Here is a 14,739-nt window from a genome sequence, read left to right as displayed (position 1 = left end):
TACTTAAAGTCCTCAGACGGCTTGACGCTGCCGCGTCAACCCGTCTTCCGGTCCTGCTACGTGCACGTCGTCGACCTTGATGTTCACCTCGGTGACCTGGAGGCTGAGCATCTTCTCCACCGCCGCGATCACCTCGGCCCGCACCGCTTCGGTCACCGTACGTACGACCTGCCCGTACTCGATGACGAGGGTGATCTCGACCGTGGCCTGCTCGCCGTCGAGCCGGACCGACACGCCCCGGTCGGAGGCGTCGTCGAGGCCGACCCGCTCCTTGAGCCCCGCGAAGACCCGGGCCACGTCGCCACCGAGGTCGTGCACGCCCGGCACGCTCCGCGCCGCGATCCCGGCGATCTTCTCGACCACCTCGTCGGCGATCGTCGTCGCGCCGCGGTCGGCGGTGAGCGAGCCCTCGTTGCGGAGCCGCTCGACCACCGCCGAGGCGACCCGGCCGGAGACAGCGGTGGCGCGCTCGACCGCGTCACTGATCTTGTCGGCGGCGCCGTTGCTCTCCGGACGCTGCGCGGGCACGTGGACCTGGACCGCCGGGTCGGCGGTGGGTGCGACATCGCTCATGCCGGGCACAGTAACCCCGCCCCGCCAGCGTTGTCAGTGACCAACAGGTGACGGTCCCCGGACCAGTTCGGCCCGGCCGTCGACGAGGTGCAGTTCCGCGTCGCAGGCCGCCGCGGCCTCCGGGTCGTGTGTCGCGAACACGACCGCCGCGCCGCGGAACGCCTCCTCGCGGAGCAGGTCGATGACCTTCTGCCGGTTGGTCGCGTCGAGCTCGCTGGTCACCTCGTCGGCCAGCACCACATCGCCGTGCAGCGCCAGCCCGCGGGCGATCGCGGTGCGCTGCTGCTGGCCACCGGAGAGCTCCTCGACGAGCTGGTCGGACTGGCCGGCCAGGCCCAGCCGCTCCAGCGCCTCGGCAGTGCGCCGGCGGGCCTCGGGCGGGGCGACCCCACCGGCGATGAGCGCCACCTGCACGTTTTCGGCGGCGGTCAGGATCGCGGCCAGGCCGTTGTCCTGCGGCACGAGCACGACCTTCTGGGCCACGGCGAAGTCGCGGTCGCGGATCGGCTCGCCGTCGACCGTCACGCTGCCCTCCGACGGGCGGAGCAGCCCGGCCATCGTCCACAACAGCGTGGTCTTGCCGGCCCCGGACGGCCCGGTCACCGCCAGCACCTGCCCCGGCGTCACGACCGCCGACACGCCGGACAGCACCGGTTCGCCGGCGCCGTAGGCGACGGTCACCTCATCGACGACGATGGTCCTGCTCATCGGTTCCCCCTTCAAGCGCCGGCACCAGCCGGATGGTGCCGTCGGCATCGGACGCGATCTTGACAAGCGTGCCCGGCGGAAGCCGGTCGAGCAGCTCCGCCGGAAGGTGCACGCTACCGTCGCGACCCACCACGGAGTAGTCCTCACCGCGCCGGCCCTCGGCGCCGACCCGGCCGTCGCGGATGGTCACCGTGCGGCCGAGGGCCTTGCCGACCGCCATGTCGTGGGTGACCACGACGATCGTGGTGCCGGCCTCGTGCAGCCGGTGCAGCACCGCCAGCACCTCGTCGCGGGAGTGCTCGTCGAGCTGGTTGGTCGGCTCGTCGAGCAGCAGCAGTCGCGGCCGGCAGGCGCCCGCCACGGCGAAGGCCAACCGCTGCCGCTCGCCCGGCGACAGCTCGGCCGGCACCGCCCGGCGCCGGCCGAGCAGCCCGACGTCGTCGAGGATGACCGCCGGGTCCGGCGGCCGCTTGCCCAGGGCCCGGGCCGCGCGCTGTGCGAACCGCACGTTCTGCTCGCAGGTCAGGTAGGGCAACAGGTTGCGGCCGCTGCCCTGGAGCGCGACGCCCACGTCGACGGCACGCAACCGCTGCACGTCGGCGGCGCCGGCCCGCACCAGGTCGAGTTCGCCGACGTGCAGCCGGCCCGCCGACGGGCGCAGCACCCCGGACATCAGCGACAACAGCGTCGACTTGCCGGCACCCGACGGGCCGACCAGCGCGACCGCCTCGCCGGGGGCGATGTCGAGGTCGACGCCGGCCAGCGCCACCACGTCGTAGCCCTCGAGCCGGTAGATGAGCACCACACCGCGGCAGGTGACACCGAACGGCACGAAGCCGGTTTCGGCGTCGAGTGTGTCGACCCGCTCGCTCACCGCGCACCTCCCCGAATGCGGCGGAGCACCAGACCGGCGACCACGAGCGCGGCCACCAGGAACAGCAGCGATCCGGGCAGCCACCAGCCGCCGAGCCGGTAGGCCTGATCGCCGCCGTCGATCGAGACCAGCGCGATCGCCGGCAACACCAGCGCCGCGCCGCCCACGCCGGCGACGATGCCGGCCACCACCGGGAAGCCGAGCACCATCAGGTTCTCCCGGTTGGCCATCCCCCGCAGCACCTTGGCCGGCACGCCGGTGATCCGCAACGCGCTGGCCTGCTGGCGGCGCCACGGCGCCGTGACGCCGGCGTCGAGGACCAGCGCGCCGAGGGCCAGCAGCAGCCCGACCAGCCCGGCGAAGAGGTAGAGCCGCAGCGCCAACGCAGGCGCGGCCCGACCGAGCTGGGACACCCGGGTCGACCGGCTCTCGGTCAGCGTCGCCGGCGTGCCCTCGGCGGCCAGCCGCGCGGCGAGGTCGGGCGGCGCGGCGTCGGTCGCCCAGACCTCGTAGGACAGCTCGTCGAGGAGGAGCCCGGCCGACCGCTCGGCGCGGGAGACCAGGGCGGCGCCGTCGAAGAGCAGCGCGTGGTCGCCGACCCGGGGCAACAGCGGCACCCGGTCGACCACGCGTACGTCGTCGGGTGCCTTGCCCAGCACCGGGAACGAGAACTCGGTGGCGTTCTTGTCGTCGGTCGGTGCCGGGCCGGCCAGCGCCACGGGAGCGTCCTTGACCACGTCGGCGTACTGCGCCACCACATCGGAGCTGCTCTCGCTGGTCACGTCGAGGGTGAGCCCGGCGTCGTCGGCCGAGACCGTGAGCGTCTGCCCGACCGGCGGCGAGGCGACCGGGCGCCACGCGTCGGCCTTGCTGAGCGAGGCGTCGACCGGCTTGCCGTCCAGCTCGATGCCGTCGATCGTCACCGTCGCCGCGCCGGGCGTGTTGTCGCCGCCGAACCGGCGCACCTGCAGGCCGAGCAGCCGGCAGTCGGCGGCACAGGTCAGATCACCGGCGTACGACGCCGAGCCGCTCTGGAGGTGGCCCAGCGGGACCGCCCGGGGCGCGGCACCCGGTTCGCCGACCACGATGCCGAGCCCCATCGGGCGGCCCGGCGTGTGGTTCAGCTTGGTGACCGTCGCCCGCAGCACGACGTGGCCCTGGTGTAGCGGCACCGGGGGCGCGCCCTGCTCACCCAGCTCGGCGGCCAGGGCGGCCACCTGGGCCGCGTTCTTGTCCGGGAAGCGCGCGACCGCGGCCATCCTGTCTGACTGCACGCCGACCAGATCGACGTAGGCGCCGTTGTAGCTCTGCCGGCTCCGCACCACGGCCATCAACTGCTTGCCGCTCGGGTCGATCCGTTCGACGGCGGCCCGCACCGCACCGGGCTCCGACGCGCTGACCACGTAGACCCGGTCGGCACCAAGATCGGCGTCGGCGGTGCGGGACCGGTTCGCCGACGAAACGTCCCAGATCGTCGCCGCGAAGGTGAGCAGGGCCAGCGCGACCGTCAGCACCGCGACCAGCCGGGCGCTCTCCGGCCGGCGGCCGACCTGGGCCGCGGCGAGCAGCGCGGGCAACCGGCCGCGCCGGGTGGCGCTGACCAGCCGCCGCCGGGCCACCAGGCCGAGCAGGCGCCCGGTGAGCAGGCCGGCGAGGAGGGCGACGAGCGCGGGGGCGGCGTAGCCGAGCGTGGCCCGCTGCCCGTCGCCGCCAAAGAGCAGTTGGTAGAGGGCGGCGACGGCGAGGGCGGCGACGATCGCCTCCGCCACGGCCGTGCGCCGGCCCGACCGGTGCGGCACCCGGCGCAACAACGCCGCGATGGTGGCGCGAACGGTCTGCCGGGCACCGAGCACGGCGGCCACGACCGCGCCGAGCAGGGCGCCGAGGCCGACCGCGAAGGCCGGCCAGCCGACCTGGACGTCGACACCGGGCGCGAGGAAGGCGGCGGCGGCCAGCTTCGTCAGCCCGATGCCGAGCAGCGCGCCGAGCGGCGCGGCCACCGCGATCAGCAACAGTGGCTCACCGATCGCGAACCGGGTGATGCCGCCGACGCTGAACCCGCGCAGCTTGCCGACCGCGATCTCCGCCCGCCGGTCGTCGGTCACCGCGGCGATGACCAGGAACAGCACGAACCAGCACAGGATGATCAGCGGCAGCGCGACGGTCGGCACACCGGCGGTGATCGCCGCCCGCTGCTTCTCCGCGTCGCGCAGGCTGGGCAGCAGGCCGATCATCAGCGCGACCCGGTCGACCTCGTCGCGCTCACCGAGCTGCTCCAGCTCGCGGGTGAGTTCGGGTACGTCCGCGAGGCGCACCTTCTCCGCCATCAGCGGGTAGTCGACGGTGGCGTACGGGCGGCCGTGCGGGATCTTCAGCACCGCGGCCTCGTCGCCGGTGAACACCTCGTCGACGATGTGGGTGCCGTCTTCGAGAATGTTCGTCGGCGCGCCGCGGAAGAAGCCGGTGGTCTCCCAATAGGGGTCGGTCGGGTCGCCGATCCGGTATATGCCGACCACGGTGAACCTCGGGTCGACGGTCGGCGGCTCCCCGAGGTAGGACCGCGTCGCACCGCCGTCGGCGGCCACCTGGACCGCTTGGCCGACGCGCACACCGAGTGCCTCGGCCGTCCGGTCGCTGAGCATCAGCTCGCCGGGTGCGGGGCAGTGCCCTTCGGTGATCGTGAGGTGGTCGCAGGCGCCGGGTCGGAACACCAGCCGGCCCTGGTTCTTGGTCTTGACGGTGAGGTTGACCAGGTCGCCGGTGGTGGCCTGCGGCGGCCCGAGCACGGCGGCGACCGCGGGCGCGTCGTCGAGGGCCTTGTCGATCGCGGCCCGCACGTCCTGCGCGAGCACCCTGGTCGGCGCGCCGTTGGGGACCTGGAGCCCGGCCACGATCGGCGGCGCGGCGCCTCGGGCGTTGAGCCCGGCCACGATGGGCGGCGGGGCGGCGACCGTGTCGGTCAACACCGACTGTGCCGCGGCGTTCGAATACAGCGGCACGAGCACGGCTGCCCCGATCGCGACGGTCGACAGCAGGACGACCAGGATCGACCGGCCGAACCGCGATCGGATGCCGCGCAGCGTCACGACCAGACCGGACACTGGACCACCTCCGGGCTACGTAACGCGCGACGTCACCCAGAAGGTTGCTCGTTTTTTTGATCAAGTGTGGCCAGCAGTCGGTCGGCGGCGGCGTACGGCGACAGCTCGCCCGCGGCGACCGACCCGGCCAGCTCCTTCAGCGTCGAGCCGTCGCGAAACGACGCCATCCGGGCACGCAGCACGCCCAGCGTGATCGCCTCGACCTCGGCGGCGGCCCGCTTCTCCCGGCGATGCCGTAGCTCGCCGTGCTCGACCAGCCAGCCGCGGTGCTTGTCGATCGCGGCGGCGATGTCGCCGATGCCCTCGCCCTTGCTGGCGACGCTGCGCACCACCTGCTGCCGCCACTCGCCCGGGCCGCGCTCGCCGAGCCCGATCATGCCCTGGATGTCGCGGTAGGTGTTGTCGGCGCCGTCGCGGTCGGCCTTGTTGACCACGAACACGTCGGCGATCTCCAGGATGCCGGCCTTGACCGCCTGGATCGCGTCGCCCATGCCGGGCGCCAGCAGCACCAGCGTGGTGTCGGCCAGCGACGCGACCTCGACCTCGGCCTGGCCGACGCCGACGGTCTCGACCAGCACCACGTCGCAGCCGGCGCCCTCCAGCACCCGCACCGCCTGCGGTGTGGCGGCCGCGAGGCCGCCCAGGTGCCCGCGCGACGACATCGACCGGATGTAGACGCCCGGGTCGGTGGCGTGGTCCTGCATCCGCACCCGGTCGCCGAGGATCGCGCCGCCGGTGAATGGGCTGGACGGGTCGACCGCCAGCACGCCCACCCGGTGCCCCTGCTTGCGCAGCTCGCGGACCAACTCGTTGGTGGTCGTCGACTTGCCCACGCCGGGCGAGCCGGTCAGGCCGATGACCTGGGCCTGACCGGTGTGCGGTGCGAGCACGGCGGCGATCTCCGGCAGGAGTTCGTCGCCGTTCTCGACCAGGGTGATCAGCCGCGCGACGGCGCGGTGGTCGCCCGCGCGCGCCTGCTCGACCAGCTCGGGAACGTTCCTGCTGCGGCGAAGGCTCATGCCTTCGGGACGGTGATGATCAGGGCGTCGCCCTGGCCACCGCCGCCGCACAGGGCCGCCGCGCCGGTGCCGCCACCGCGTCGCTTGAGCTCCAGCGCGAGGGTGAGCGCCAGCCGGGCGCCACTCATGCCGATCGGGTGGCCGAGCGCGATCGCGCCGCCGTTGACGTTGACGATCTCCTCGGTGACGCCCAGCTCCCGCATCGAGTGGATGCCGACCTGCGCGAACGCCTCGTTGATCTCGATCAGGTCGAGGTCGGCGACGGTCAGGCCCTGCTTGTCGAGCGCCTTCTTGATCGCGTTGGAGGGCTGCGCGTGCAGCGAGTTGTCGGGGCCGGCCACCATGCCGTGCGCGCCGATCTCGGCCAGCCAGGTCAGCCCCAGCTCGGCCGCCTTGGCCTGGCTCATCACGACGACCGCGGCGGCGCCGTCGGAGATCGGCGAGGAGCTGCCCGCCGTGATCGTGCCCTCGGCCATGAACGCCGGCCGCAGCTTGCCCAGCGACTCGGTGGTCGACTCGGGCCGGATGCCCTCGTCTTCCTCGATCACGATGGGCTCGCCCCGGCGCTGCGGGATCTCGATCGCGACGATCTCCTCGGCCAGGTTGCCGTTCTTCTGCGCGGCGGCGGCCCGCTGGTGGCTGCGCGCGGAGAACTCGTCCTGCTCTTCACGAGTGATGCCCAGCCGCAGGCCCAACCGGTCGGTCGACTCGCCCATGCTGACCTGGTCGTAGGCGTCGGTGAGCCCGTCGAGCGCCATGTGGTCCTTGACCGTGACGTCGCCGTATTTGTAGCCGCCGCGCTGGCCGAGCATCAGGTGCGGCGCGTTGGTCATCGACTCCATGCCGCCGGCCACCACGATCTCCGCCTCGCCGGCCCGGATCAGCTGGTCGGCCAGGGCGATCGCGTCGAGGCCCGAAAGGCAGACCTTGTTGATCGTGAGCGAGGGCGTCGACATCGGGATGCCGGCGGCGACCGCGGCCTGGCGGGCCGGCATCTGCCCGGCACCGGCCTGGAGGACCTGACCCATGATCACGTAGTCGACCTGCTCGGGGGCCACGCCGGCCCGCTCCAGCGCCGCCCTGATGGCGATGCCGCCCAGTTTGGTGGCCGGGAAGTCCTTGAGGTTGCCCAACAGCCGGCCCATCGGCGTGCGCGCGCCGCCAACGATCACGCTCGTCATGTCGTATACCTCTCAGAACAGAGTGTCGACCGGTCACCTTAGCGATCGTTCGGCCAGAATATCGCCATGGGCCAGGACGCCGCCGGGAAGCACGCTGACGACTCAGTCACTTCGGATGTGGGTTTGCTCCGGATCGACCACGTCGGGGTGGCGGTGCACGACCTTGACGAGGCCATCGAGTTCTACTCGCGGGTCTTCGGGATGACGTGTGTCCACGTTGAGGAAAACCAGGACCAGGGCGTACGCGAGGCCATGATGTCGGTCGGCCCGACTCCTGCCGGCGGGTGCGTACAACTGCTCGCGCCCTTGTCACCGACCTCGGCCATCGCGAAGTTCCTCGACCGGTCCGGGCCCGGTGTGCAGCAGGTGGCCTACACGGTGCGTGACGTCGAGGCGGCGGCCGCGGCGCTGCGGTCCCGCGGCATGCGGCTGCTCTACGACGCGCCCCGGCGCGGCACCGCCGGCTCCCGGATCAACTTCGTGCACCCCAAGGACGCCGGCGGGGTGCTGGTCGAGTTGGTCGAGCCGGCTAGCTGAGCTTCGCCACGATCGGTGCCGCCGCGGCCAGGTTGCTGCCCAGGTGGAAATAGCTGATGCCGAACTTTTCGCGCACCTCCACCAGCTTGTCGACACACTCGCCGACCGAGCCGTGCAGCACCGCGGGCGAGGCGGCCAGTTCCTCGGGTGAGGCGTCGCGGGCCTGGCTCGACGTCGAACCGTGCGTCTCGCCGCCCACGGTGACCCGCACGTCGAGCATGGTCAGCTGAAACTCCAGCGCGTCCGGGTCTGTGCTCGCGGCGCGGGCCCAGCCCACCTTGGTCGCGATCCGCTCGGCGGTCATGTCGGCCATCGCGGCGGCCAGTCCCCCACCGGCGGTCAGTCGCGGGTTGATCCCCACGATGTCGGCCGCGCGCCCGGCCAACTCGAGCACCTTGCGGCTGCCCCCACCGACCAGGATCGGGGGCCGCGGTCGGCTGGCCGGCCTGGGCAACCCTTGGAGGTCGGTGATCCGGTAGTGCTTGCCGTCGAACGTCAGCGGGGCCTCCCGGAACAGCCCCGTGATCACCTCGATCGACTCGCCGAGCCGCTCGATCCGCTCGCCCGGCGCGTCGAAGGTGAGCCCGGCGGCCTCGTGCTCACTCTGCTTCCAGCCGGCACCGAGACCGATCTCCACCCGGTTGCCGCCGGAGAACACGTCGAGGTTGGCCATCGACTTGTGCAGCAGCACCGGGTGCCGGAAGTCGTTGCAGAACACCAGCGCGAGCACCTTGAGCGTGCTGGTCGCCTCGGCCGCCACGGTCATGGCCACGATCGGGTCCATCGCCCAGCCGTCGGTGAAGTGGTCGGAGACGGAAACGGAACTGAACCCCATCCCCTCCAGCCGCCGGATCTGCTCGCGCCACTGCGCTGGCGTGCGGTTGAGCCCCGGCATGGAAGCGGTGAAGCGAAACGCCTTCGGCATGGCGCCGACCCTAGTGGGTTTTCGAGGCTTTGCTTTGCACCCTTGCAGGAAGCGCCCAGGTCAAGCGGCGCTTCCTACAAGGGTGCAAAGCAAAGCCTCTTTCAGGAACCGGGTCCGGGCGGGGCGGTACGTGCGTAACGTCCGGATCACCAGGTTTGTCGGGGAGGTTCCGGTGCGCGACATCGTCGAAACGATCATGGCCGCCGAAGGGTCCACGTCACCCGATCTGTCGGCGCTGGGACGGGCGCCGGTGCCGCCGACCTACCGCGGTGTCGTGGTCCGGGCCGACGAGACCGGCATGTTCGAGGGGCTGGCCACCAGCGACAAGGACCCGCGCAAGTCGCTGCACGTGCAGGACGTGCCGACCCCCGAGCTGGCGCCCGGCGAGGCCCTGGTCGCGGTCATGGCCAGCGCGATCAACTACAACACCGTCTGGACCAGCATCTTCGAACCCGTCCCGACCTTCGCGTTCCTGCGCCGCTACGGCAAGCTCTCCGCGATCACCAAGCGCCACGAACTGCCGTACCAGGTGGTGGGTTCCGACGCCGCCGGCGTCGTGCTGCGGGTCGGTGACGGCGTCTCCAAGTGGCACCCCGGCGACGAGGTGGTCGCACATTGCCTGTCGGTCGAACTGGAGGAGGCCGACGGGCACGACGACACGATGCTCGACCCGGAGCAGCGGATCTGGGGCTTCGAGACCAACTTCGGCGGCCTCGCCGAGCTGGCCGTGGTCAAGGCCAACCAGCTGATGCCCAAGCCGCGGCACCTCACCTGGGAGGAGGCGGCCTGCCCGGGGCTGGTCAACTCGACGGCATACCGGCAGCTCGTCTCCCACCACGGCGCCGCGATGAAGCAGGGCGACGTGGTGCTCGTCTGGGGCGCCTCCGGCGGGCTCGGTGGGTACGCCACCCAGTACGCCCTCAACGGCGGTGCGACGCCGGTCTGCGTGGTCTCCTCGCCCGAGAAGGCCGAACTGTGCCGGCGGATGGGCGCCGAACTCGTCATCGACCGCGCCGCGGAGGGCTTCCGGTTCTGGTCCGACGAACACACCCAGGACCCGGGCGAGTGGCGCCGGCTGGGCGACCTGATCCGGTCGCTGACCGGCGGCCGTGACCCCGACATCGTCTTCGAGCACCCGGGCCGGGAAACCTTCGGAGCCAGCGTGTACGTCGCCCGGCGGGGCGGGACGATCGTCACTTGTGCCTCGACGAGTGGTTTTCAGCACGAGTTCGACAACCGCTATCTCTGGATGAACCTGAAGCGGATCATCGGCAGCCACTTCGCCAACTATCGCGAGGCGTGGGAAGCGAATCGACTCATCTCTTCGGCTCGAATCCACCCCACCCTCTCCCGCGTCTATCCGTTGGAGCAGACGGGTCAGGCTGCCCTCGACGTACAACGCAACCGGCACCAGGGAAAGGTCGGTGTCCGGTGCCTCGCACCCGTCGAAGGACTGGGCGTCCGTGATCCTGAGCTGCGGGCACGCCACGAAGAAGCGATCAACCGGTTCCGGGGGGAATAGCCGACTCGCCGTTTGTCCACGATCGGCGGAATTTCCTATGTCGACGGCCAAGGCTGGTAAGATGACCATGCTTTGTCGGGCGACAACGGCCGCACCACCCTTGCGCTGCCCCTGGGTAGGTCTGCCAGGATGTCCCAATGCCCCAGCAGCAGTCCTCCTCCCTTGGCTTCTTCGAGAACGCTAACTCGACGGAAGAGTTCACCGTCGCTCTGCGCGGCTACGACCGCAGGCAGGTCGACGACACCCTCCAGCGCCTCCAGAACCGCCTCGCCGCCGCCGAGAAGGAGCGCGCCGACGCGGAGCAGAAGACCAACGACGCGCAGCGCCGCCTGCGCCAGGCCGAGCAGCGGCTCGGCGCACTCGAGCAGAAGCTGAACGACACCAACAAGCAGCTCGAGGAGAACAACCGGCCGACGCTCTCCGGCCTGGGCACCCGGGTCGAGCAGATCCTGCGTCTCGCCGAAGAGCAGGCCAACGACCACCGGGGCGAAGCCAAGCGCGAGTCCGAGGGCATCCTCTCCGCGGCCCGGCTCGAGGCCCGCGAGATCACCGACAAGGCGCGTGCCGAGGCCGCGGCCATGAAGGCCACCGCCGAGCGTGAGGCCGGCAGCCTGCGCACGGCCGCCGAGCGCGAGGCCGCCGAGGTCCGCGTCCAGGCCCGCCGCGAGGCCGACACGCTCCGTGCCGACGCCGACCGCGAGACCAAGCAGCTGCGCACCGTCACCGCCCACGAGGTCGCCGAGCTCAAGTCGACGGTGGAGCGTGAGGTCGCCACCCTGCGGGCCACCGCCGAGCGCGAGATCACCCAGCTGCGCGCCAAGGCCGGCCGCGAGGCCGAGGAGAAGCGCGCCGAGGCCACCAAGATGCTCTCCGACGCCCGCGACAAGCGCGACAAGGACCTGCAGGCCCTCGCGCTCGAGCTGGCCGAGCGCCGCGAGAAGTCCGAGCGTGAGGAGTCCGAGCGGCACGCCGCCCAGGTCGCGCAGACCCAGAAGCTGGTCGCCGAGGCCGAGGAGCGCGCCCGCGCCGCCGAAGACCGGGCCAAGGAGATCGAGCAGCGCGCCGAGGCGCGCCGGGTCGAGTCCGAGCGCACCGCGGCCGAGACGGTCGACCGGGCCCGCGCCGCGGCCGACAAGGCCCTCAAGGAGGCCCAGTCCGAGGCGCACCGCCACCTCACCGAGGCGCGCACCGAGGCCGAGATCACCACGAACGCCGCCCGGCGCGAGGTCGAAGACCTCACCCGCCAGAAGGACGCGGTCACCGCGCAGCTCGGCCAGATGCTGTCCGGCCTGGCTGGCATCGTCCCGTCGGTGACGGCGCCCAAGCAGGAGACCAAGAAGGACAAGGACGCCGACGACAAGTCCGCGGCCAACGTCTGAGGCGCCGGCTGGGGCAACGGCACGCGACGTCAGGCCGCACCGCGAGTACGCGGTGCGGCCTGACGTCATGTGAGGCCTCGTCTAACATGCTGGGTGTATCGGAACGCTATGGGGCGTTGCGTGTGAGGATGTGACTATGTCCAACGGCGCCGAACTCTTCGCTATGGGCGACGTCTCCTCCCCCCATTTCGAGTCAGCGCTACGCGGCTACGACCGTCGCCAGGTCGAGCGCTACGTCGCGCAGGCCGAGCAGGAGATCGCCGCACTACTCACCGAACGCGACGACCGCTTCGCCCAGATACACACCCTCTCCGCGCAACTCGAGCAGTTACAGGTCGAGCTGGCCGCCGTCCGCCGTGAGGCCGCGAGCATCGACGTCGTGCGGTTCCGGCACCTCGGTCCGCGGGTCGAGCAGATCCTCGCGCTCGCCGAGGAGCAGGCCGACGAGATCCGCGCCGACGCGCAACGCTCCGTGCAGGCCCAGCGCGACGAGGCCGACAACCTGGTCGACGAGGCGCGCGGGCACGCCGCCGCGGCGATCCGCGACTTCGAACTCGCGCTGACCGCCCGCCGGGCCGAAGAGGAGAAGGTCGACGCCGCCCGCCGGGCCGAGGCCGAGGCCAAGCTGGCCGCCGTCCACGCCGAGATCGACCGGTTGCACGGCGAGGCGGCCGAGATCCTGGCCGCCGCCCGCCGCGAGGCCGACGCCAACCGGGCCGCGGTCGACCGTGACCTGGCCCGCCAGCGGGCCGCCGTCGAACGCGAGATCGCCGAGCAGCGGGCCACGCTGGAGCGCGAGACCGCGGAGCAGCGGGCCGCCCTGGAGCGCGAGGCCGCCGAGCAGCGGGCCGCGCTGGAGCAGTCGAAGACGACCCGGCAGGCCGCGATCGACCAGGAGCTCGGCGACCGCCGGGCCCACCTCGAGCGGGAGATCCGCGAGCGGCAGACCAAGGCCGAGCAGGACTACGCGACCCGCAGCGCGACCGCCGAGCGCGAGCTGACCCAGTGGCGCACCGGCGTCGAGCAGCAGGTGACGGCCCAGCGGGTCGAGGCCGAGCGCTACGCGGTCGAGCTGCGCCGGCAGGCCGAAGAGCACGCCGCGGCCATCCGCCGGCAGCTCGACGAGGAGAGCGCGCGGCTGGCCGAGGCTCAGCAGGAGACCGAGCTGGCCCGCAAGCAGCTGGCCGAGGTCCAGGCCGAGCTGGCTCAGGCCGAGATCCAGCAGGCCGAAGCCCAGGAAGTCCAAGCCCAGCAGGCCCGGACCGACCAGGCCCAGCCTCAGGCCGCGGGCGCAGCCGCGGCCGCCGAGGCTCAGGCCGGGGCTCAGCCCGAGCCCCAGGCCGAGGCTCAGGCCGAGGCTCAGCCCCAGGCCGAGGCTCAGCCCCAGGCCGAGGCTCAGCCCCAGGCCGAGGCTCAGCCCGAGCCCCAGGCTGAGGACCACTCGCCGGCCCAGGCCGAGCCGGAGGCCGCTCCGAAGGGCGCCAACGGCAACGGCAAGGTCGACGGCGCCGCGCTCACGGCGAGCGTCGATGGCGCCGAGCGGAAGAGCCGTACCCTCGCCGCCGACTAACCGGCCACAATCATCCATTGAGCCTCGAGTCGGTGCGGCGGTCTCGCGACCGTCGCACCGGTCTTGTAAGGTGCCGGGCCTGGCGGGTGGAGAGGGGTGCCAGGTGAGCAGCGTCGACGATTCGACACCGACGACCGAGCAACCGGACGGCGCGGTGGCCGAGACCGAGCCGGTGCCGAAGCCGCGCATCGCCCACGACGACGAGTCGCCCTTCGGCCAGCCGGGCCGGCCGTTCCGGCGCAGCCCGTTCCTGCTCGGCTTCGTCGGCGGGCTGGGGCTGGTCCTGGCGTACGCGAGCTATCTCGCCGTCCGCAACGCCTTCAGCATTCTGATCCTGATCTTCATCGCGCTGTTCCTGGCCATCGGCCTCAACCCGGCGGTGGTCCGGCTGCGCACGTGGGGCGTGCCCCGCGGCGGCGCGGTCGCCATCGTGGCCCTCGCGCTGGTGCTGGTGCTGGCCGGCGCGATCGGCGCGCTGGTGCCGCCGCTGGTCACCCAGGTCGGCGACTTCATCGCGGCGGCACCCGGCTACGTCGAGGCGCTGCAGCGCAACGCCACCATCAACGACCTGGTCGGCCAGTTCGACCTGGTCGAGCGGGCCAAGTCGCTGGCCAGCCCGGAGACGTTCAGCCGGGCGCTGGGCGGCGTGTTCGGCGGCGCCAAGCTGATCTTCGGCACGCTGTTCCAGGTGCTCACCGTGCTGGTGTTGACCATCTATTTCATGGCGTCGTTCGACAAGATGAAGAGCGCCGCCTACGCGCTGGTTCCCCGGAGCCGCCGCGACCGGGTCCAACTGCTCACCGACGAGATCCTGGCCAAGGTCGGTGCCTACATCGTCGGCGCCCTGGCCATCGCGGTGCTGGCCGGCATCAGCGCGTTCGTGTTCGCGATGATCGTCGGCCTGGCCTACCCGTTCGCGCTCGCCGTCGTCGTCGCGGTCTGTGACCTGATCCCGCAGATCGGCGCGACCATCGGCGCGGTGATCGTCACCGTGGTCGCGTTCGCCGACTCGCTCACGATCGGCATCGCGGCCGCCGTGTTCTTCCTGGTCTACCAGCAGGTCGAAAACTATCTGATCTACCCGAAGGTGATGCGCAAGTCCGTCAAGGTCAGCGACGTGGCCGCGATCGTGGCCGCCCTGGTCGGTGTCGGCCTGTTCGGCGTGCTGGGCGCCCTGGTCGCGATTCCAGCGGTGGCCGCCGTCCAACTCATCGTCCGTGAAGTGGTAATGCCCAGACAGGAAGCACGGTAGTTATCCACAACGGACGCCACGTGGGGTTGTGACCTCTCGACCGCGCCTTGTAACGTCGGTGCGTTCGCCGCGCCGTCACCCGGTGCCGAGTCGCGCGA

General features: G+C 71.9%; 12 protein-coding genes. 5 read left to right on the top strand and 7 right to left on the bottom strand.

Going from position 1 to position 14,739, the window contains the following annotated elements; translation table 11 throughout:
- Positions 1 to 12: 12 nt before the first annotated feature.
- The 6 genes from AB0J74_RS21710 to AB0J74_RS21685 are packed head-to-tail and all read right to left on the bottom strand — an operon-like array spanning position 13 to position 7,456.
- Positions 13 to 573 carry an Asp23/Gls24 family envelope stress response protein gene (locus AB0J74_RS21710; protein ID WP_363450570.1) on the bottom strand — a complete coding sequence of 187 codons (561 nt, stop codon included), beginning with the start codon at positions 571 to 573 and terminating at the stop codon, positions 13 to 15.
- 33 nt (positions 574 to 606) lie between these two features.
- Positions 607 to 1,281, bottom strand: a complete 675-nt coding sequence (locus tag AB0J74_RS21705; protein ID WP_363450568.1) for an ATP-binding cassette domain-containing protein — start codon at positions 1,279 to 1,281, stop codon at positions 607 to 609.
- Positions 1,256 to 2,155, bottom strand: coding sequence for an ATP-binding cassette domain-containing protein (locus AB0J74_RS21700; protein WP_363450566.1), 900 nt, complete (start codon positions 2,153 to 2,155; stop codon positions 1,256 to 1,258). Before AB0J74_RS21700 ends, AB0J74_RS21705 begins: the two co-directional genes overlap by 26 nt.
- Positions 2,152 to 5,256, bottom strand: a complete 3,105-nt coding sequence (locus AB0J74_RS21695) for an FtsX-like permease family protein (RefSeq protein WP_363450564.1) — start codon at positions 5,254 to 5,256, stop codon at positions 2,152 to 2,154. The genes AB0J74_RS21700 and AB0J74_RS21695 overlap by 4 nt, the downstream gene beginning before the upstream one ends.
- Before the next feature lie 32 nt (positions 5,257 to 5,288).
- Complete coding sequence (gene meaB, locus AB0J74_RS21690; RefSeq protein ID WP_363450562.1) at positions 5,289 to 6,275, bottom strand: methylmalonyl Co-A mutase-associated GTPase MeaB; 987 nt, start codon at positions 6,273 to 6,275, stop codon at positions 5,289 to 5,291.
- A complete protein-coding gene (locus AB0J74_RS21685) occupies positions 6,272 to 7,456 on the bottom strand; it encodes an acetyl-CoA C-acetyltransferase (RefSeq protein ID WP_363450560.1) in 1,185 nt (394 codons plus the stop codon). The genes meaB and AB0J74_RS21685 overlap by 4 nt, the downstream gene beginning before the upstream one ends.
- Before the next feature lie 66 nt (positions 7,457 to 7,522).
- Between AB0J74_RS21685 and mce the strand changes: the two genes are divergently transcribed.
- Positions 7,523 to 7,993 carry a methylmalonyl-CoA epimerase gene (mce, locus tag AB0J74_RS21680; protein ID WP_363450558.1) on the top strand — a complete coding sequence of 157 codons (471 nt, stop codon included), beginning with the start codon at positions 7,523 to 7,525 and terminating at the stop codon, positions 7,991 to 7,993.
- Here the strand turns inward: mce and AB0J74_RS21675 are convergent.
- Complete coding sequence (locus tag AB0J74_RS21675) at positions 7,986 to 8,918, bottom strand: TIGR03621 family F420-dependent LLM class oxidoreductase (protein WP_363450556.1); 933 nt, start codon at positions 8,916 to 8,918, stop codon at positions 7,986 to 7,988. The two genes, mce and AB0J74_RS21675, sit on opposite strands and share 8 nt — an antisense overlap.
- 172 nt (positions 8,919 to 9,090) lie before the next feature.
- On the opposite strand from AB0J74_RS21675, the gene ccrA reads away from it, so the two are divergent.
- The 4 genes from ccrA (at position 9,091) to AB0J74_RS21655 (ending at position 14,641) form a co-directional block, all read left to right on the top strand.
- Complete coding sequence (gene ccrA / locus AB0J74_RS21670) at positions 9,091 to 10,440, top strand: crotonyl-CoA carboxylase/reductase (RefSeq protein WP_363450554.1); 1,350 nt, start codon at positions 9,091 to 9,093, stop codon at positions 10,438 to 10,440.
- Between the two features lie 137 nt (positions 10,441 to 10,577).
- Complete coding sequence (locus AB0J74_RS21665; RefSeq protein WP_363450552.1) at positions 10,578 to 11,819, top strand: cell division protein DivIVA; 1,242 nt, start codon at positions 10,578 to 10,580, stop codon at positions 11,817 to 11,819.
- A 136-nt stretch (positions 11,820 to 11,955) separates the two neighbouring features.
- A complete protein-coding gene (locus tag AB0J74_RS21660) occupies positions 11,956 to 13,389 on the top strand; it encodes a hypothetical protein (protein WP_363450550.1) in 1,434 nt (477 codons plus the stop codon).
- A 154-nt stretch (positions 13,390 to 13,543) separates the two neighbouring features.
- A complete protein-coding gene (locus AB0J74_RS21655; protein ID WP_363450695.1) occupies positions 13,544 to 14,641 on the top strand; it encodes an AI-2E family transporter in 1,098 nt (365 codons plus the stop codon).
- Positions 14,642 to 14,739 lie beyond the last annotated feature (98 nt).

It is taken from the genome of Asanoa sp. NPDC049573, assembly GCF_040676615.1.
Taxonomy (GTDB): Bacteria; Actinomycetota; Actinomycetes; order Mycobacteriales; family Micromonosporaceae; genus Asanoa.
Note: the sequence above shows the minus strand (reverse complement) of the source record. Positions and strands in the feature narration are given on the sequence as shown.